At 73.7% G+C, this 17564-nt stretch carries 16 protein-coding genes; 6 read left to right on the top strand and 10 right to left on the bottom strand.

Annotation, left to right across the window (positions count from 1 at the left end; all coding sequences use genetic code 11):
• Nucleotides 1–82: 82 nt before the first annotated feature.
• Nucleotides 83–2206, bottom strand: coding sequence for an alkaline phosphatase family protein (locus VT50_RS09685; RefSeq protein WP_420822183.1), 2124 nt, complete (start codon nt 2204–2206; stop codon nt 83–85).
• Nucleotides 2207–2506: 300 nt separating this feature from the next.
• Between VT50_RS09685 and VT50_RS09680 the strand changes: the two genes are divergently transcribed.
• A complete protein-coding gene (locus VT50_RS09680; RefSeq protein WP_046088203.1) occupies nt 2507–3133 on the top strand; it encodes an aminoglycoside phosphotransferase/kinase family protein in 627 nt (208 codons plus the stop codon).
• Here VT50_RS09680 and VT50_RS09675 read toward each other — a convergent pair.
• The 5 genes from VT50_RS09675 to VT50_RS09655 all read right to left on the bottom strand — a co-directional run bounded on the left by VT50_RS09675 (nt 3130) and on the right by VT50_RS09655 (nt 9306).
• Nucleotides 3130–3408 (bottom strand): hypothetical protein, encoded by a 279-nt coding sequence (locus tag VT50_RS09675; protein WP_046088204.1) that lies wholly within the window; start codon nt 3406–3408, stop codon nt 3130–3132. The genes VT50_RS09680 and VT50_RS09675 overlap by 4 nt on opposite strands.
• A gap of 122 nt (nt 3409–3530) precedes the next feature.
• Nucleotides 3531–4742, bottom strand: coding sequence for a sugar ABC transporter permease (locus tag VT50_RS09670; protein ID WP_107424763.1), 1212 nt, complete (start codon nt 4740–4742; stop codon nt 3531–3533).
• A complete protein-coding gene (locus VT50_RS09665; protein ID WP_046088205.1) occupies nt 4739–5521 on the bottom strand; it encodes an ATP-binding cassette domain-containing protein in 783 nt (260 codons plus the stop codon). Before VT50_RS09665 ends, VT50_RS09670 begins: the two co-directional genes overlap by 4 nt.
• A gap of 24 nt (nt 5522–5545) precedes the next feature.
• The gene (locus tag VT50_RS09660) at nt 5546–6712 is read right to left on the bottom strand and encodes a sugar ABC transporter substrate-binding protein (RefSeq protein ID WP_046088206.1); all 1167 of its coding nucleotides are present in this window, start codon (nt 6710–6712) and stop codon (nt 5546–5548) included.
• Entirely contained in the window at nt 6709–9306 is a 2598-nt protein-coding gene (locus VT50_RS09655; RefSeq protein ID WP_240529107.1) for a SpoIIE family protein phosphatase, read from the bottom strand. Before VT50_RS09655 ends, VT50_RS09660 begins: the two co-directional genes overlap by 4 nt.
• Nucleotides 9307–9549: 243 nt before the next feature.
• Between VT50_RS09655 and VT50_RS09650 the strand changes: the two genes are divergently transcribed.
• Entirely contained in the window at nt 9550–10083 is a 534-nt protein-coding gene (locus VT50_RS09650; protein WP_046088223.1) for a GNAT family N-acetyltransferase, read from the top strand.
• A gap of 73 nt (nt 10084–10156) precedes the next feature.
• Here VT50_RS09650 and VT50_RS09645 read toward each other — a convergent pair whose 3' ends face one another.
• A complete protein-coding gene (locus tag VT50_RS09645) occupies nt 10157–10894 on the bottom strand; it encodes a TetR/AcrR family transcriptional regulator (RefSeq protein ID WP_046088207.1) in 738 nt (245 codons plus the stop codon).
• Between the two features lie 182 nt (nt 10895–11076).
• On the opposite strand from VT50_RS09645, the gene VT50_RS09640 reads away from it, so the two are divergent.
• Together VT50_RS09640 and VT50_RS09635 are read left to right on the top strand one after the other, a co-directional pair.
• Nucleotides 11077–12279 (top strand): FAD-dependent oxidoreductase, encoded by a 1203-nt coding sequence (locus VT50_RS09640; protein WP_046088208.1) that lies wholly within the window; start codon nt 11077–11079, stop codon nt 12277–12279.
• Entirely contained in the window at nt 12276–13076 is an 801-nt protein-coding gene (locus VT50_RS09635) for an alpha/beta fold hydrolase (protein ID WP_046088209.1), read from the top strand. The genes VT50_RS09640 and VT50_RS09635 overlap by 4 nt, the downstream gene beginning before the upstream one ends.
• Nucleotides 13077–13086: 10 nt before the next feature.
• Here the strand turns inward: VT50_RS09635 and VT50_RS09630 are convergent, their stop codons facing one another.
• The 3 genes from VT50_RS09630 to VT50_RS09620 form a co-directional block, all read right to left on the bottom strand.
• Entirely contained in the window at nt 13087–14112 is a 1026-nt protein-coding gene (locus tag VT50_RS09630; RefSeq protein ID WP_046088210.1) for a dipeptidase, read from the bottom strand.
• A gap of 274 nt (nt 14113–14386) precedes the next feature.
• Entirely contained in the window at nt 14387–15256 is an 870-nt protein-coding gene (locus VT50_RS09625) for a DMT family transporter (protein WP_046088211.1), read from the bottom strand.
• Nucleotides 15249–15806 (bottom strand): MarR family winged helix-turn-helix transcriptional regulator, encoded by a 558-nt coding sequence (locus tag VT50_RS09620; RefSeq protein WP_046088212.1) that lies wholly within the window; start codon nt 15804–15806, stop codon nt 15249–15251. Before VT50_RS09620 ends, VT50_RS09625 begins: the two co-directional genes overlap by 8 nt.
• 107 nt (nt 15807–15913) lie before the next feature.
• Between VT50_RS09620 and VT50_RS09615 the strand changes: the two genes are divergently transcribed.
• Both VT50_RS09615 and VT50_RS09610 read left to right on the top strand, forming a co-directional pair.
• Nucleotides 15914–16696, top strand: coding sequence for an MBL fold metallo-hydrolase (locus VT50_RS09615; RefSeq protein WP_046088213.1), 783 nt, complete (start codon nt 15914–15916; stop codon nt 16694–16696).
• Complete coding sequence (locus tag VT50_RS09610; protein WP_046088214.1) at nt 16693–17376, top strand: DedA family protein; 684 nt, start codon at nt 16693–16695, stop codon at nt 17374–17376. Before VT50_RS09615 ends, VT50_RS09610 begins: the two co-directional genes overlap by 4 nt.
• The last annotated feature ends 188 nt before the right edge of the window (nt 17377–17564 follow it).

Here is a 17564-nt window from a genome sequence, read left to right as displayed (position 1 = left end):
TTCGTATCCGGATTTGGATTCGCCGCACCGCATTACGGGCTTCCCGATATCGGCTATCGGCCGGCCCGGTGCTGGGCCAACGTCACGGGGTCTTGTCCGGAACGGCCCGGCTGACCACGGTAATGGGCGCGGCGGGGGCGCCGTCCCACCGGGAATCCCGCCCGGTGCGCGCCGCGTCGGGCGCCTTGGCCGGCCGTGGGCCGGCGGGCGCCTCGGCCTCCGCCGGGGCGGCGGTCGCCTCCTCCTCCTCCTCCGGCACCTGGGGCCCGTCCGCCTCCTCCAGCCAGCGCCGCAGCACGTGGTGCACCCGTTCGGCCCCGACCAGTTCCTCCCCCGCCGCCACCGGCGGGGTCAGCCCGGCCGGCCACAGCAGGAAGGGGTGCCCCTGCTCCCCGCCGAGCCCGCCGTGCGAGCCGATCTGCTCCTCGAAGGCGTGCACCGTGCCGGTAGCGGGGTCGTAGGCGGAGTTGACCATGACGTCGGGGGTGTTCCGGAAGTGCGCGGTGCGCCGTACGGCGTCCTCGGCGCCGGGCCCGAAGACCGTGAGCGGGTTCGCCCCCACGACCTCCCCGGTGTCCAGCCGGTGCTCGGCGCCGTCCGCGCCCAGCACCACCGCACCGTGCGCCTCGGACCGTACGAGCACGAAGCCCACGCCCGGGTGGTCGGCGAGGGTGCGCAGCAGTGCGGGGTGGCGGGCGTCGATCTGCTCGCGGCTCATCCGCCCCGGTACGTCGGGGAAGGAGATCAGGCCGAGGTTCCCGGAGGCGAGCACGATCGGGTCGTCCCCGTCCACCTCCGGCTTCTCCGGACGGTGCAGCGCCGCCCGCCCCGCCTCGCGCGCCTCCGCCCCGCTCGGGGTCCGCCCGGCCCGCCGCGGCACGGGCAGACCGCAGCCGGCCCGCACCAGGTCCTCCAGCCTCAGCCCGTACGCCCCCGCGAAGGTCTCGCCCGGGCTCTGCCCGTGGTCGGACAGCAGCACGACGCGGTAGTCGCGCGGGGCGCGCTCGGCGACCTTGGCGATCAGCGCGATGGAGCGGTCGAGCCGGGCCAGCACCCGCAGGGCGTCCCGGCTGCGCGGCCCCGAGTGGTGGGCCACCTCGTCGTACGCCACGAGGTCGGCGTAGATCGCGGTACGGCCGGACAGGATGTCCCCCATCACCGCCGTCACCACGACATCCCGCTCCACGACGGTGGCGAACGCCCGGATGAACGGATACAGCCCGCCCCGCTTCACCCGGGGCGTCTCGCGGCGCAGCTTGGCGCGGGTGGACTGGAAGATCTCGCGGACCACCTCGGCGAGGAACGACCCGGCGGTGCGGGTGGCGTTGGCGGGGTCGGCGAAGTACGCGAAGTAGCCGGAGCGGGAGCGGTTGTGCTTGCCGCGCCGGGCCGCGACCGAGAGGACCAGGGCCAGCTGCTCCGCGCCGCCGGTGAAGAGGTTGCCCCGGCTGGCCCCGTCCACGGTGAGGAGTCCGTCGTGTCTCGCCCGGGCGGCGGCGCGGCGCTGGAGCAGCGCCGCGCTGCTCGGCCGGTTGCTCACCATCACCTCCCCGGTCTTCTTCTCGTACCAGCGGAAGGCGGGCACATCCTCGTTGGAGCCGTGCAGGATGCCGAGTTGGCTGGCGCCGGTCTGGCTGGACCAGTCGGTGCGCCAGGGCGTGACCTGGTGGGTGCTCCGGAGCCAGCCCGCGACGGTGGGCATCACCGGTGGCCGGTTCTCACGCTCCCGCAGCGCCTCCCTGAGCACCGCGTGCCCCACCCCGTCGAGCTGCAGGAACATCGTCCCCGGGGGTTCGTCGCTCCCCCCGTCCTCACCGAGCCGCCGTCTGCGCCGCACGGCCAGCCGCGCCAGCCGACGCCGGTAGGCGCCGTCGTCCCGTACGGTCAGGAAGGTGCTCGTGGCCGATGACGCGGCGGACATCACGGCCGCCACCACGACGGCGGTCTCCGGCTCGGCGGCGCCGCGCCCGTCCGGGTTCACGCTGAGGGCGATCAGCAGCATCGAGCCGTTGAGCACGAACACCAGGAGCCCCAGCACCAGCGCGGGCATCAGCAGCAGCGCCCGTACGAGCAGCGGCCACACCAGCGCGCTGAGCACCCCGAAGGCGCCCGCGCCGCTGGCCGCCGTGATGGCGATCTGCGTCGCGGAGTCACCGTCGCCTGACGTCAAGCGGAAGTCGGGGAGGATCCCGGCGAGCGCCAGCATCGTGAGCGTGGACACCGCCCACACCGCCGCCACCCGGAGCAGGGTTCCCCCCACGGTCTTCCATCGGGGCTTCTGCACGCCGCGCCCTCACTTCGCATCACCGATTCGCACCATGTGCGCGAACCGGCTTCAAGCGTGGCACAACGCCCCCGCGACCCGGCGGACAGCGGGTTACCGGGATGGATCGATTCCGCTTACGACCGGGAACGGTCCACCGCGGCCCGGACGCGCCGGGCGCTGCCCGCTTCGAGCGGGAAATGGGCATGCGCGGTGGGTCGGGCTCGGGATACAGCCTTGGCCATGGAGGAGGAACGTCTGGCTGGTGGCCGGAGCGCCGGTGCGGTGCGTATCGGGGACGCGGTTCACCGGCCCGCCCAGCCCTGGACGCCTGCCGTACACGCGGTGCTGCGGCATCTGGAGGCCGTGGGATTCGACGGGGCGCCCCGGGTGCTGGGGACCGACGGGCGCGGGCGTGAGGTCTTGACCCATCTCGCGGGCGACACCACGGGTGAGGCGTTTCCCTGGCCCGCGTGGGTGTTCTCCGACACCGCGTTGGTGAGTGTCGGCAAGTGGGCCCGTCGGCTGCACGATGCGACGGAGTCGTTCGTACCGCCGTCGGGCGTGCGCTGGCTCGCCGGGGAGACGTGGCGGCCGGGGCTGATCGTCGGACACCATGACGCCGCCCCGTGGAACGCGGTGTGGCGCGACGCCGATCTCGTCGGGTTCTTCGACTGGGACACCGCTGGGCCGTCGTCGCGCGAGTTCGCGGACGTGGTGCCCGCACGGGCGCGGTCCAACGCCGATGTCATCGACCGGCTGGCCGGTGGCGGCGACCCGGTGTACGCCGGGCTGTTGCCGGTCGCCGCCTACCTGCGCCAAGCCGCTCTCGAGGTTGAGGCGTTGCCCGCCTCCTTCTGGACGCGTTAGCCGCGGGTGTTCCGGCAGGTGGATCCGGGACCGTCGGCCGAGCCGGGCTGGAGCGCGCTGGCGCCGACTCCACCGGTTCCGCCGTCCTCCGGGGTTCCCAGCGACAGTCTGGAGTCGCACCGATTGTGCTGGCCCGGCCCCAGGGTGGTGAGGTCGCTGAAGAAGTCGCCGGGAAGGCCGGGCCACTGCTGGGCCTGTGCCACGTTGACGCCTCCGAACACCAGGGCGCAGGTAACGGAAGTACCCAGCACCACTACGCGAATGACCTTCTTCACCGGACCACCTTTCCCGAAAGACTCGACAGATCGGTCGGCAATGTTGCCCGCAGCCTGCCCAACGGCCGCGACCGGCGGCAGGAACGACACGACCGCTTAGTGCGAATGGGCCCGCCGGACCATCAGGCCCGGCCGTGGGCCCGCTGCGCCCGGCGGGAGAGGGTGTCGATCACGACGGCCAGCAGCAGCACACCGCCGGTGATCATGAACTGGACGGCGGTCTGGATGTCCATGAGGGCGACGCCCGAGGCGATCGACTGGATGACCAGCACACCCAGCAGGGCCGACCAGGTGCTGCCACGGCCGCCGAAGAGGCTCGTACCGCCGATGACCGCCGCGGCGATGGCGTTCATCAGCAGGTCCGTGGTGACCGACGTCTGGCTGACCGAGTTGATCCGGGAGGCCAGGAAGAGGCCGCCGATGGCGGCCATCGTGCTCGACATCATGAACGCCGAGGTGCGCACCCAGGCCACGTTGATCCCGGCCCGGCGGGCCGCTTCGACGCCCCCGCCCAGAGCGAAGATCATCCGGCCGTAGGACGTGCGGCGCAGGACGAAGTCGAGGATGACGAGGACGATCAGGAAGATCAGGAGGGCGAGCGGCAGCCCCTGGAACTCGTTGAGCACATACGCGGCGGCGAAGGCGAGCACCGCGAGCACCCCCGTGCGGACGGCGATCCAGACCGGGGCGCGGGCGGGCACTCCGGCGGCGCGGCGGCGCTTGACGTCGCGCCAGACGGTGAGGAAGTACCCGGCGGTGCCGAGCGCCGCCAGGGCGTAGGCGGCGGCCACATCGGAGAAGTAGTAGTTGGTCAGCTGGGCGACCAGGCCCTGGTCGTCGAGGTTGATGGTGCCGTACGTGCCCATGATGGAGAGCATCAGGCCGTACCACCCCAGCAGCCCGGCGAGGGTGACCACGAACGCGGGGACGCCGACCATTGCCGTGAAGTAGCCGTGGACGAAGCCGACCGCCGTACCGCAGAGGGCGCCCAGGATGATGGCGGGTGGCTCGGGCATGCCGAAGTTGACGTTCAACACGGCGAACAGGGCGGAGGCCAGGCCGCTCACCGAGCCCACCGACAGATCGATCTCGCCGACCAGCAGCACGAAGATCACGCCGACCGCGATCATGCCGGTGCCGACGATGTCCACGCTGAGGTTGGAGAGGTTGCGCGGGGAGAGGAAGTGCGGGTTGAGGATCTGAAAGGTGATCCAGATCGCGAGCAGCCCGAGCAGGACGGGGACGGCGCCGAACGCACCGCCGCCCACCTTGCGCCCGAACGCGTCGCCGAAGCGTTCGGCGGCCTGGGCGCTGGATCCGCCGGGGATGCTCACAGCTCCCCCTCCCGCGCCGTGCGCCGCACCACCGCGTTGTCGGACGCGCCGGTGATGGAGGAGACGATCTGCTCCTGGGCAGTGGTGGTGACGTCGAAGAACCCGTTGTTGCGGCCGAGGCGCAGCACCGCGACCCAGTCCGCGACGGCCTTGACGTCGCCCAGGTTGTGGCTGATCAGCAGCACTCCGAGCCCGCGTTCACGCAGCCGTTCCACCAGGTCCAGGACCTGGGCGGTCTGTTCGATGCCGAGCGCGGCGGTGGGCTCGTCCAGCATCACCAGGCTCGGTTCGCCGAGCAGCGCCCGGGAGATGGCGACGGTCTGCCGCTGGCCGCCGGAGAGGGACGCGACGGGCCGGCGGACATCGGGGATGCGGATGGAGAGGGTGGCCAGCAGATCGCGGGTGCGGCGCTCCATCTCCACCTCGTCCAGGACGCCTATCCGGGTGATCTCGCGGCCGAGGAAGAGATTGCCGACGACGTCGAGGTTGTCGCAGAGCGCGAGGTCCTGGTACACGGTGGCGATGCCCAGGTGCTGGGCGTCGTGCGGGCGGCCGATGTGGATGGGGCGGCCCCGCCATTCGAGGGTGCCCGTGTCGGCCGGTTCGACGCCCGCGATCACCTTGACCAGGGTGGACTTCCCCGCGCCGTTGTCGCCCACCAGGGCGATGACCTCACCGGCGTGGATCTCCAGCTCGACGTCCGTGAGCGCCTGCACCGCGCCGAAGCGCTTGAAGACGCCGCTCAGCGCCAACAGGGGCGGGGCCGACGGTCGGGCCATCCGCGCCTCCTTTCGTTCCGCGTCCTACGGTGCGCCGTTCCGGCCGATGAGCCCGGCCTTGCGGCAGTCATCCGCGTACTTCCTGGTGCATATCTGATCGACGCGATACAGACCGTCCTTGATGACGGTGCTCCTGATGTTGTGCACGGTGACGGCCACCGGATCGAGCAGCACCGCGGGGATGCCGCGGGTGGTGGAGTTGTCGACCCGGTGGGTGGCGATCCCGTCGAGCGATCTGCCGCGTCCCACCGCGATGGCCATCTCCGCGGCGGTGTACGCCTCGGGCTTGAACGGCTTGTAGACGGTCATGTACTGCTCGCCCGCGAGGATCCGCTGGATGCCGGCGAGCTCGGCGTCCTGGCCGGTGACCGGGGGGATCGGATGGATCCGGGCCGCCTTGAGGGCGGTGATGACGCCCGAGGCCAGGCCGTCGTTGGCGGCGAGGACGCCGTCGATGCCGTAGGGGCCGAGGGCGGCGATGGCGGCGGACATGTTGCGGTTGGCGTTCTCCGGGCGCCAGCCGACGGTCTCGTAGGACTTGGCGATCTTGACCTTGCCCCGGAGGACGGACCGCGCACCCCGTTCGAACCAGGCCGCGTTGGGGTCGGTCGACGAGCCGTTCATCATGACGATCTGGCTGCCGCTGGCCTTCGGGCCCAGTGCCCTCAGCAGCGCCTGGCCCTGGAGCCTGCCGACGCTTCCGCCGTCGAAGGAGACATAGCCGGAGATGGGCCCCTCCGCGATGCGGTCGTAGGCGATGACCGGGACGTGGGCGCGGTGGGCCTGGACCACGGAGTGGCGGACGGCCTTGGTGTCCACCGCGTCCAGGATGAGGACGTCGATCCCGTTGGAGACCATGGCTTCGATCTGGAAGCGCTGGGCGGCCGGGTCGTGCTGGGCGCTGGAGTAGTTCACCGTGCAGCGCGGACACAGCTCCTTGATCCGCTGCTGGATCAGGGTCCGGTCGAAGCGTTCGAAACGGGCGATCTCGTTCTCCGGGAGCAGCAGGCCGATCCGCAGGGGGCCGTGGCGGTGGTTCCCGGCCACGCTCATCGTCTCGCCGAGCTGGGCCGCCTTGCCGCAGGCGGCGAGGGACACGGCCAGCATGAGGCCCACCGCGACGGCGATGGCGGCACGGAGGCGGTCGCGGGTACGGGAGCGGGTACGGGACCGTGTACGGGAGCGGATCATCCCCTCGCCCTCCTCCTCCGTGGCCCCCTCCTCCCCGTGACCCCCTCAATGACCTCGTCCGCTGCCGGGGCGGCTGCCTCGTCCGGTGCCGCACCGGCCGGGGCTTCCGGGAGCTCCGCCCGGGGCGCGGGCCCTTCCTGCGGTCCGCCCGCGGAGGGTCCACCCGGGGCCGGTCCACCCGGGGGCTCCTTCCGCGGGGACGACAAGTTGATCTCGCCCCAGACCTGCTTGCCCCCGCTCAGCGGCACCGAGCCCCAGGTCTGCGACATCGCCTCGATCAGCAGCAGCCCCCGCCCGCCGGTGGCCTCCCAGTCCACCGTCGTGGGTTTGACGGGGGTGCGCGGCGAGAGGTCGTTCACCGCGATCCGCAGCCGGTCCGCGGTCAGCGTCAGATTCAGCCGCACCTCGCCGCGGGTGTGCACCAGGGCGTTGGTGACCAGCTCGGAGGTGACCAGCAGGGCCACGTCCAGCTCGTTCTCCAGCCCCCAGTTGCGCAGGGTGCGCGCGGTGAAGCGGCGGGCGTGCATCACCGCGTCGGGCAGCCGCCACACGGTCCAGCTCGCCCGGGTGGGCCGCACCCGCATCCCGTCGTAGCGCAGCAACAGCAGCGCGACGTCGTCGTCCCGGCGGCTGTCCCCGCCGAGCAGCGCGTCCGCCACCCCGCCGGGGTCGGACGGATCGGCGCGGGCCAGCGCCTGGCAGGCCCGGCGCACCCCGTCGTCCAGGTCGAGCCGGGCGGACTCGACCAGGCCGTCGGTGAGCAGGGCGAGCAGGGTGCCGGAGGACAGCCCGGCCGCGGTCATCGGGAACTCGGCGTCCGCGACCACGCCCAGCGGCGGGCCGCCCTCGACGTCGAGCTCCTCGGTGGTGCCGTCCGGGTGGCGCAGCAGCGGCTGCATGTGCCCGGCCCGGACGAACCACGCCTCGCCCTCCTCCATGTCGAGATCGGCGTAGCAGCAGGTCGCGAAGAGGTCGGTCTCCATGCCGACGAGGAGGCGGTTGGCGTGCGCCACGACCACATCGGGCGGGTGGCCCTCCACCGCGTAGGCCCGGATGGCGGTGCGCATCTGGCCCATGATCGTGGCGGCCGCGGCGCTGTGGCCCTGCACGTCCCCGATGACCAGTGCCACATGGCCGTCGGGCAGCGGGATCACGTCGTACCAGTCGCCGCCCACCTCAAGGCCCATCGTCGCGGGCAGATAGCGGGTGACGGCCACCCCGCCGGGCAGCTCCGGCAGCTTCCGTGGCAGCAGGCTGCGCTGGAGCATGGTGGCCAGCTCGTGCTCGGCGTCCAGGGCGTGGGCGCGTACGAGGGCCTGGCCCACCAGACCGGCGGTCGCGGTCAGCAGCGAGCGCTCCTCCGGGCCGAACTCATGCCGCTCCTCCCAGCCGATCAGGCATACGCCGACGATCCGGCCGTCGGAGGGGAGCGGGAGTACGGCGAGTCCGCCGGGGCCGATACCGGCGAGCCCGGGTTCCAGATCGGCGCCCTCGGGGAAGATGCTGACCTGCCCCTCCCGCAGCGCCTCGGCCAGCGTGGGCAGGGCGTGGCTGGGCGGCTCGGGCCATTCGGAGCGCCAGGCGGCCCGCCACACCTCGGGCCAGGCGGCGGGTTCCGCGGGGGCGAGGACGCCGACCACCAGCTGATCGGCCTGGAGCTCGGCGACCGCGAGCCGACCCGCCCCGAGCGGATCGCGCAGCGCGCCGACCACGGCCCGGGCCACGTTCCGTACGGTGGTGGCCCCGGCCAGGGCGGCGGACAGCCGCTGCACCAGGGACACCTCGTCGGCGCTCGGCCGCAGGTACGAGGTCTCCGCGATCATGCCGAGCATGCGCCAGGGCATGCCGTCCGACCCCGTCTCGACCCGGGCGCGCAGCCCCAGCCAGCGCAGCTCCCCGTTGGGCCGCCGGATCCGGAACTCCAGCTGTGCGGTGCCGGAGGTCAGCAGGTCGGGCTCGAGGACGGACATCAGGGCGGGGACGTCGTCCGGGACGGCGACCGCCAGCAGGGTCTCCACCCGGCCGTCGAAGTCCTCCCCGGGGATGCCGAACAGGTCGAGCACCTGGGTGTCTGCGGTCATCCGCCCGCTGTCGAGGAGCAGTACGAACGAGCCGACCCGCAGCCGGTCCAGGGTGAGGCCGGGCAGCTCGGGCCGCGGCTGGGTGAGTGCCTGCGGACCGGCCGCCTCGACTCCGGCGGCCACGTGGTGGGCGTAGAGCTCGATGAAGCCGCGGCGGTCGGCGTCGATCCCGCCGGGTGCCTCGTCCACCACGACCAGGCATCCGAGCCCCTTGCCGTCCCCGCCGAGTGGCAGCGCCCCGAGCGAGACGCCGGGCGTGGTGGGGGTCTCGGGCGTGGTGGGCCCGGTGGGGCCGTAGGTGGCGAGCTCGGTGGGGGTCAGCCACAGGGGGCGCCCGGCGCGGAAGGCATCGGCGACGGGAGAGCGCCCGGACAGGGGATAGCGGGCCGGTAGCGCGTACGACCGTCCGGCGCCGCGCACCGTCTCGGCCAATCGCAGCTCGGCACCTTCCGCGTCCAGCACATAGACAGCCACCAACGCCGTCCCCGTGAACGTCAGCACATGCCCGGTCACAGCACGCCTGCACCGCCTCCGTGCGTGGACCGCCGGTCTCGTGGCGTACCCGGGCCCCTGATCGGCCTCCGCGCGGCGGCCGGTCATGACCACCGGCGGGGCCTTCGCTGCCGCGCCCCCTCAAAAGGGATGGCGCCTCTTCTCAAAGCATGGCACAGCGGGGGGAACCCGGCCATCTCCCGGCGGGGACGGCTGTGCGCGACGCGGCCCGACGGCGACTGGCGATGCGGGAGAATGGGCCGCGTGGTGCGGCTGCGGGTGGTCACGATGGACGACTGGCCACTGTGGCGGGACGTCCGCCGGGCCGCGCTGGCCGAGGCGCCGCACGCCTTCAAGTCCCGGCTCGCCGACTGGCACCACGGCGGCGAGGAGCGGTGGCGCGCCCGGCTGGCGATGCCGGACGCGTACCACGTCGTGGCCCTGCTGGACGGCCGGGCGGTCGGGATGGCGGGCGGCATGCCCGGGAGCGGAGACGGAGATCCCGGGAGCGGAGATGGGGGCGGGGACGGGGACGGGCGGCCGCCGGAGCTGAGGTCGGTCTGGGTCAGCCCCGAGGCACGCGGCCACGGCGTCGGCGGGCTGCTGATCGCGGCGGTCGAGACCTGGGCCCTGCGGATGGGCGCCACCGCGCTGCGGCTGGCGGTGATCCCGGACAACGCGTCGGCGATCGCCCTCTACGAGCGGCACGGTTTCGCCGCCACCCGGGAGCCCGGGGACCTGCTGGCCGACGGCGTGACCAGGGAGCTGGTCATGGTGAAGGCGCTACGGCGGAGTTGACCGGACCCACCGCGTACACGACCACAGCCGTGAATGGCGAGCGGCCCGCCGGGCGCGGCTGGGCGCCGCCGCCTCAACCCTCGGTGCCCCGGGTATGCACCGGGGACGGGGCGAGCACGTCCGGCGGCGGGGCGTGCCGCGCCCCGGCGATGAGGACGTCGAAGCCCCAGGCCAGCCGGTCCTGCGGGGACCCGGAGAGCAGCCGTGTGCCGAGCGCGGCGATATGCGGATGGGTCCGCGGCGAGACGTCCCGCACCACCGTGGCGAGCGCCTGCCAGTCCGACTCGCTCTGGGGGGCGTCGCCGGGAGCCCGGTGGGCGTGCTCGGCCGCGGTCGCGGTGGCGAACTGGAGCAGCAGATCGAGCAGCCACGCGGCCCGGTCGGGCTCGAGGCCGCCCTCGTCCAGCAGCGCCAGCAGGGCCTCCACCAGCTTCAGATAGTGCTTGCCGAAGGGGCGGGCCACCAGGGCGGACTGGGCGAGACCGGGGTACTCGAACAGCACCGAGGTGTACGAGGTGAGGATCCGCCCCAGCCGGTCGCGCCACTCACCGTCCGCCGCCGCCGGGGTCAGGTCGACGCCGCCGAGGAGTTCGTCCAGGACGGCCGCGTGGAGCTCGGCCATGCTGCGGACGTAGACGTAGAGCGACGCGGGGCCGGTGTCCAGCTCCTTGGCCAGGCGGCGCATCGTCACCCGCTCCAGGCCCTCGGCACGCATGAGGTCGACCGTGGTGGCGATGATGCCTTCCCGGGTCAGGGCCGGTTTCGCGGGACGTTCCCGGCGGCTCCGCGGGGCGGTGGGGTGCGCTGTCATGGCGCCATCGTACCCTTTGGCGAACTCGTTCGTAACGAACGTGTTTGCCACGAACGCGTTCGTCGCCCTACGCTCCTCCCATCCGGCGGCGCACACGCGCCGAGGAGCCGGGGAGGCCCAGGGAGGCATCCATCGCCATGCCCACACGACCCATGTCCGCACCACGCATGTCCGCACGACCCATGTCCGCACCACCCCGTATCGCCATCGTCGGAGCCGGGCCGGGAGGGCTGACGCTGGCGCGCGTCCTCCATGTGCACGGCATCCCCTCGACCGTCTACGAGCTGGACGCGTCGGCGACCGCACGCGACCAGGGCGGCACCCTGGACCTGGACGAGGAGTCCGGCCAGCGAGCGCTGTCGCACGCCGGGCTGCTCGAGGCGTTCCGGCCGCTGAGCCGCCCCGAGGGCGGGGAGCTGCGGCTGCTCGGCAAGGACGCCGACGTCAGCTTGCACCTCCTCCCGCCGGAAGACGGTGGCGGCAACGGCCGTCCCGAGATCGACCGCAGGGCGCTACGGGACCTGCTGCTGGGGTCGCTGCCGGAGGGGACCGTCCATTGGGGCCAGAAGGTCAGGGCGGTCGCCCCCGGCCCGGCGGGGCGGCCCACGCTCACCCTGGCCGACGGCACGTCCGTCGAGACGGATGTGCTGGTGGGCGCGGACGGGGCATGGTCCCGGGTCCGGCCCCTGCTGTCCGACGCCGAACCGGTCTACACCGGGGTGTCGTTCGTCGACGGCCTCCTGAACGACGTGGACACCCGGCATCCGGCCGTGGCCGAACTCGTGGGCCGGGGCTCGATGTTCGCCCTCGCGGACGAGAAGGGGCTGTTCGCCCAGCGCAACGGCGACGGCCGGATCCGCGTCTACGCCGCGGTCAAGGCGCCGGAGGAGTGGAGCCGTTCGGGCCTCACCGACCGGTCGGGCCCGGGAGGCCCAGCGGATCCGGCGGACCCGGCGGACCCGGCGGCGGCCAGGAAGCGGCTGCTCGACCTCTTCCCCGACTGGGACGAGGGGCTGCGCGCGCTGATCGCCGACAGCGAGGGCCCGCTCGTAGCCCGGCCCATCCACGCCCTGCCCATCGGCCACCGCTGGGACCGGGTGCCCGGCGTCACGCTCCTGGGCGACGCCGCCCATCTGATGTCCCCCTTCGCCGGGGCGGGCGCGAACCTCGCCATGCTCGACGGCGCGGAACTCGCCCTCGCCCTGGCCGCCCACGACGACCTGGAGACGGCGCTGAACGCCTACGAGACAGCCATGTTCCCGCGCGCCGAGGAGGCGGCCAGGCAATCGGCCGACCACCTCGTGGACTTCTTCCAGCCGGACGCCCTGCGGATCCTGCGGGACGCCTTCATCACGATGACCGCCGCCGGAGGTGCGGACCGATGACGACGCCCACCGCATGGGAGCCCTACCCCGGCCTGCCCCTGACGGTGCGGGACGTGGGCGCGGGCCGCCCCGTGCTCGTCCTGCACGGCGGCGCCGGACCCGCCAGCGTGAGCGGCGTGGTGGACCACTTCGCCGCCACTTCCCGGGTGCTGGCTCCGACCCACCCGGGCTGGGAGGACACCCCTCGGCCCGAGTGGTTCTCGGGCGTGGGCGACCTCGTCGAGACGTACCTGGACCTGCTGGACGATCAGGATCTGCGCGATGTCCTGGTCCTCGGCAGCTCCTTCGGCGGCTGGATCGCCGCGGAGATGGCGGTACGCGACCGGGGCCGCCGCATTGGCGGGCTGATCGTCATGGGCGCGTTCGGACCACGACTCGAGGGACACGAAATCCAATTCCCCACGCCCCCGCCCGACTCAACACCCGCTGAGGGCCCCGGCGCCCAGGGGCTCGGGCTCGCCCAGGGAACCGGACCCGGAGAGGGCTCCGGTGCGGCGGGGGTGCGGCGGGGGCCCTCGCCCACGGCGCTTCGGGCGCTGGCCGCCTATGCCGGGCCGGTGAAGTCCGATCCGAAGCTGCTGTACCGGCTCGCCCGGGTGACGGTGCCCGCCCTCGCGGTGTGGGGCGAGAACGACACCGTCGTACCGCCCGACTACGGCCGCGCGTACGCCGCCGCCATCCCCGGCGCTCGCTTCGAGCTGATCGCGGGCGCGGGCCACCTCCCCACCCGGGAGGCCCCGGAGGCCACGTTCGCCGCGATCGACGCGTTCCTGGCCGTGGCCGCCGCCGAGCGGTAGCCGCCGTGTCTCAGCCGGGGCGCCCCAGCTCCGCGCGGAAGAGCTCCAGCACATTGCCGCCGAGGATCTTCTCGATGTCCGCCTCCGGAAGGCCCCTTCGGACCAGTGCCTCGGTCACCAGAGGCAGTCCGCGGGGACCTTCGAGACCGGGGACCAGCAGCTGGGCGTACTCGACGCCCTCGCAACAGGGCGGGGTCGTGTCCACGCTGACCTCCTTGATGAAGTCCGGCCCCAGACCCACATGGCCGACGCCGATCACCTCGGCGATGTGGACGATGTGATCGGCCAGCCGGTCCACCGTGCGGTCGGCCGGGGCGGTGGCCAGGAACTCGCCGAGGAAGTTGACGCACACCGTGCCACCGGTGTCCGCGATCCCGCGCAGTTGCTCGTCGGTGAGGTTGCGATGGTGGTCCAGCAGCGCGCGGGCGGAGGAGTGGGTGGCCATCACGGGGCGGGTGGCCAGCTCCAGCACGTGCGCCACCCCGGAGGCGCCGAGATGGGAGACGTCGAAGAGGATGCCCAGGCGCTCCATCTCCTTCAGCGCCCGTACCCCGGCCTCGGTGAGCCGGCTTCCGGTGGCGTCCTCACCGCTGCCGTCGGCGAGGGCGGTACGCCCCCAGTGGGCGAGCGAGGCTATGCGTACCCCGAGGCGGTGGAGGGCCGGAAGGAGCTCGACGTTGGCGTCCAGCCCGGGGGCGCTCTCCAGGGCCAGCACCAGGGCGATCCGGCCATCGGCGAGCGCGGCGTCGATGTCGTCGCCGTCCAGGCAGAGCCGTACCTCGTCGGCGTTGCCCTCGGCGAGGGTGTGGGCGCACTCGATCATCCGCAGCGTCTCGCGCAACGCGCCCTCGGGGCGGAACCGGTCGTCGATGAAGACCGGGAGCACCTGGAGATCCACCCCGCCCTCGCGCAGCTGCGGCAGCCAGCGCTCCCGGAAGTAGCCAGCCCAGCGGTGCGGCGGACGGGCAGTGACGGCGATCAGCAGGTCGTTGTGGGCGTCGGCGACGACGGCGCGCTGGTGGAGTGCAGGGCTCATACGGACGACGACGGCCTTTCGTGGACTGGCCCCCGGGCGCCCGGGGTTGGCGGCGGTCATCGTGCCGTACGGCCGGCCCGCCGGTCCACGGATTTCCGCCCGGCGGAGGGGGCTTCCCTCTCCGCGCCCCTTCCCGGTACCAGGGGCTCAGCCCCTGAACCCCGGCCCCACCGCACGGCGGAGCCGCATAGCGTCAGGCGTCGGGGAGGGGAGCGGCCCGCCGCAGGCGTCACGATCCGCCGGGCGTCCCCGTGAGACCGCGGGCGGCACGCCGTCAGTTGAGGGCGATCAGCCCGATGGCCAGCCCCGCGCCGAGCAGCCCCACCGCCTGGGGCCGAGTGATCCGCTCCCGCAGGAACGTCAGCGCGAGCAGCACCGGCACCGCCGGATAGAGCGCGGACAGCACCACGGCGACGGACAGCAGCTCCTGCCGCGTGGCGAGCAGATAGAGGATGGTCGCCAGGGTGCCGAGCGCGCCCGCCACCGCCGCCACGGCGGCCGCCCGGCGGGGCAGCCGCAAGGAGGCGCCGGTCGCGGGGAACAGCGCCAGGATGACGGCCACCGACACGGCCCGGCTGACCACCACCGGCGACCATCCGGCCGAGGCCGGTATCCGGGCGAGCGCGAAGAAGTGCACCGCCAGGCCCACTCCGGCGACCAGCGCCAGGACGACGGCCGCTCGCGGCCGGTCCGCGCCCGGCCCATGCCCCGCCCGCGGCCCGCGTGCCCCGCGCGGCTTCCCCCGCGAGACCAGCCACAGCGCGGGCAGCCCAAGCGCGATGCCGGTGAGGGCCGGGGGCGAGGGGCGGTCGCCGAGGAGGGTGATGCCGGCCAGCACGGGGAGGCCGACCGCCGTGACGTCGCTGACCGGCACCACGACGCTCATCGGCCCCTGGTTCATCGACCAGTAGAGGCATGCCACGCCCACACCGGTGCCGAGCCCCGAGAGCGCGCCCCAGCCCAGGGACGCGGGCGGGGCATTGGCGTGCCGGGTGAGCAGCGGCGGGACCAGGCTGACCGCCGTGCCGCCCGCCTGGGCACAGGCCGCGACCGTCACCCCGTGCCGGTGACGGGAGACCAGGCCGCTCAGGAAGTGGGTGGTGCCGAAGCAGAGCGCCGAGGCGACGGCCAGCAGCTCACCCATGATCCGCCCGGGCGGCGGCCCGCTCCGCGGCCCCGACCGGGCACTCCACACCGTCCGGCGTACAGGCGGTCCGGTCGCACAACCGGCACATTCGGTCGGCCGGGCCGCCACTGCCCTGGTAGAGCCCGTCGAGCAGCGTGGCCAGCAGTGCGCCGAGGTCGCGGACCTCCGGCTCGCCGAGGCCGTCCAGCAGTCCGGTGAGCCGGGAGGTGCGCGAGGTCAGCAGCTGGGCCGCGGTCCGCCGTCCCTTGGCGGTGGGGTGGACCCCGGTCCAATTGCCGATCCCGCGCCGCCGCTCGACCAGGGTGTCCCGCTCCAGCCCGTCGACCATGCGCACCGCCGCGGACTGGGTCAGCCCCACCCGGCGGCCGAGCTCGGTCACGCTCACCCCGGGGTCGGCACGGAGCACGATCAGCGCGGCGGCCGCGCTCATGCTCAGGCGGGACGCGGCGGCCGGGGCGCTGAGCAGATCGTCCGTGATCGCCAGCGCCGTGGCCCCCAGCAGATTCGCCACGCGTTCCCTCTCATCGGGTTCGTTCTCATCATGCATGAGTCATGCATACCCGGTCGGGCCCGATTCCATGCACCACCCGGCGCGGGCGGCGCGGGGTGAGAGGATCGGGGCGGGGACGGATGGCCCGAGGGAGGAGGCGGCAGATGTCGGTGGAGATCACCTGGTGGGGGCATGCCACCGCGACCGTGCGGGACTCCGGTGTGCGGGTGCTGACCGACCCCCTCTTCGTACGGCGGCTGGCCCATCTGCGGCGCCGCCGGGGAGCCGTGCCACCGGGGGCCGCGGCGATGGCGGACGTGGCGCTGGTCTCGCATCTGCACGCCGACCATCTGCACCCCGGCTCGCTGGCCAAGCTGCTGCCCGGCACCCGGCTGGTGGTGCCGCGCGGGGCCGGGCGGTCGGTGCCCGGGCTGCGGCGGGTGGTCGCGGCGCGGGGGCTGCGGGTGACCGAGGTGGCGCCGGGGGACGTATGCGCGGTCGGCGAGGTGCGGATCCGGGCGGTACCGGCCGCGCACGACGGGCGGCGGCTGCCGTACGGGCCGAGCCGGGTGCCCGCGCTGGGCTATGTGCTGAGCGGCGAGTCGACCACGTACTTCGCGGGGGACACCGGGCTTTTCGACCGGATGGCGGAGGCGGTGGGCCCCTGCGATGTGGCGCTGCTCCCGGTGGGCGGCTGGGGCCCGTACCTCGGCCCCGGCCATCTCGACGCCGACCGCGCGGCGCAGGCGCTGGCGCGGCTGGAGGCGCGCTGCGCGGTGCCGGTGCACTACGGGACGTACTGGCCGATCGGCATGGACGCGATCCGTCCGCATGAATTCCACGCCCCGGGCGACGACTTCGTACGCCACGCAGGGCGGCTCGCCCCCGACGCGGTGGTGCACCGGCTGGTGCACGGGGAGTGCGTGCGGCTGGAGCCCGCCAGATGACGGGGGACCTGACGGATCTGGTGGACCTGGCCGCGCTGGGGGATCTGGCACGGAGCGTGCCGTCCGAGTCGACACAGCAGGCGGTGGGCTACCCCTCGCTCTTCCTGCTGGTGGTGTTCGGGTCGCTGGTGCCTGTGGTGCCCACCGGAGCGGTGGTCTCCTCGGCGGCGGTGGTCGCCATCCACCAGACCGCTCCCCCGCTGTCGCTGCTGGTGGTCTTCGGAGTGGCCTCGCTGGCGGCCTTCTCCGGCGATGTGACGCTGTACTGGCTCGGGCGGCGCGGCGTGCGCTCGAAGAACGGCTCGCGGTGGCTGGAACGGATCCACGACCACGCGGCGCCGGAGCGGCTGGGGCAGGCGCGGGAGCGGCTGGAGGAGCACGGGGTGGCGGTTCTGGTGCTGTCCCGGCTGATCCCGGCGGGGCGGATTCCGGTGATGCTGGCCTGTCTGCTGGCGCGCTGGCCGCTGCGGAGATTCGTCCGGGGCGCCGGGCCCGCGGCGCTGACCTGGGCGGCGACGTATCAGCTGATCGGGATCCTGGGCGGCTCGCTCTTCCCCAAGCCGTGGGAGGGCGTTGCGGCGGCCGTGGTCCTGACGGTGGTGATCAGCACGGCGCCCGCGCTGTGGCGGCGGCTGCGGCGCCGTACGGCGGGCGACGCCCGGAGCGAGGCCGCGGGCTGACGCCGCCTTCGCGCCCCGGCACGGGCTCGATGCCTGGGCTCGACCGCCCGACCCGCTGCGGCAGTCCCTGCCGCTCCGGCCCGCCCGGCATGCCTTCCGCGGCGAGGGGCGCCGTTGCCCGGGCCTTGGCGTCTTGCGGGGTGTCCGGCTGGGTTTTCCCCTCCCCGCCCCTTCCCGATACCAGGGGC

This window comes from Streptomyces antioxidans (assembly GCF_000968685.2).
Lineage (GTDB): Bacteria > Actinomycetota > Actinomycetes > Streptomycetales > Streptomycetaceae > Streptomyces > Streptomyces antioxidans.
The sequence above is the reverse complement of the archived record's forward strand: the minus strand, read 5'-3'. Positions and strand labels throughout refer to the sequence as shown.

What these genes read in the sequence shown, in the direction of transcription:
- VT50_RS09660 (WP_046088206.1), bottom strand. Translation starts at nt 6,712, where the DNA reads ATGATCCGCTCCCGTACACGGTCCCGTACCCGCTCCCGTACCCGCGAC.
- VT50_RS09630 (WP_046088210.1), bottom strand. Translation starts at nt 14,112, where the DNA reads ATGAGCCCTGCACTCCACCAGCGCGCCGTCGTCGCCGACGCCCACAAC.
- VT50_RS09610 (WP_046088214.1), top strand. Translation starts at nt 16,693, where the DNA reads ATGACGGGGGACCTGACGGATCTGGTGGACCTGGCCGCGCTGGGGGAT.
- VT50_RS09680 (WP_046088203.1), top strand. Translation starts at nt 2,507, where the DNA reads ATGGAGGAGGAACGTCTGGCTGGTGGCCGGAGCGCCGGTGCGGTGCGT.
- VT50_RS09615 (WP_046088213.1), top strand. Translation starts at nt 15,914, where the DNA reads ATGTCGGTGGAGATCACCTGGTGGGGGCATGCCACCGCGACCGTGCGG.
- VT50_RS09640 (WP_046088208.1), top strand. Translation starts at nt 11,077, where the DNA reads ATGTCCGCACCACCCCGTATCGCCATCGTCGGAGCCGGGCCGGGAGGG.
- VT50_RS09665 (WP_046088205.1), bottom strand. Translation starts at nt 5,521, where the DNA reads ATGGCCCGACCGTCGGCCCCGCCCCTGTTGGCGCTGAGCGGCGTCTTC.
- VT50_RS09620 (WP_046088212.1), bottom strand. Translation starts at nt 15,806, where the DNA reads ATGCATGATGAGAACGAACCCGATGAGAGGGAACGCGTGGCGAATCTG.
- VT50_RS09645 (WP_046088207.1), bottom strand. Translation starts at nt 10,894, where the DNA reads ATGACAGCGCACCCCACCGCCCCGCGGAGCCGCCGGGAACGTCCCGCG.
- VT50_RS09685 (WP_420822183.1), bottom strand. Translation starts at nt 2,206, where the DNA reads ATGCTGGCGCTCGCCGGGATCCTCCCCGACTTCCGCTTGACGTCAGGC.
- VT50_RS09635 (WP_046088209.1), top strand. Translation starts at nt 12,276, where the DNA reads ATGACGACGCCCACCGCATGGGAGCCCTACCCCGGCCTGCCCCTGACG.
- VT50_RS09625 (WP_046088211.1), bottom strand. Translation starts at nt 15,256, where the DNA reads ATGGGTGAGCTGCTGGCCGTCGCCTCGGCGCTCTGCTTCGGCACCACC.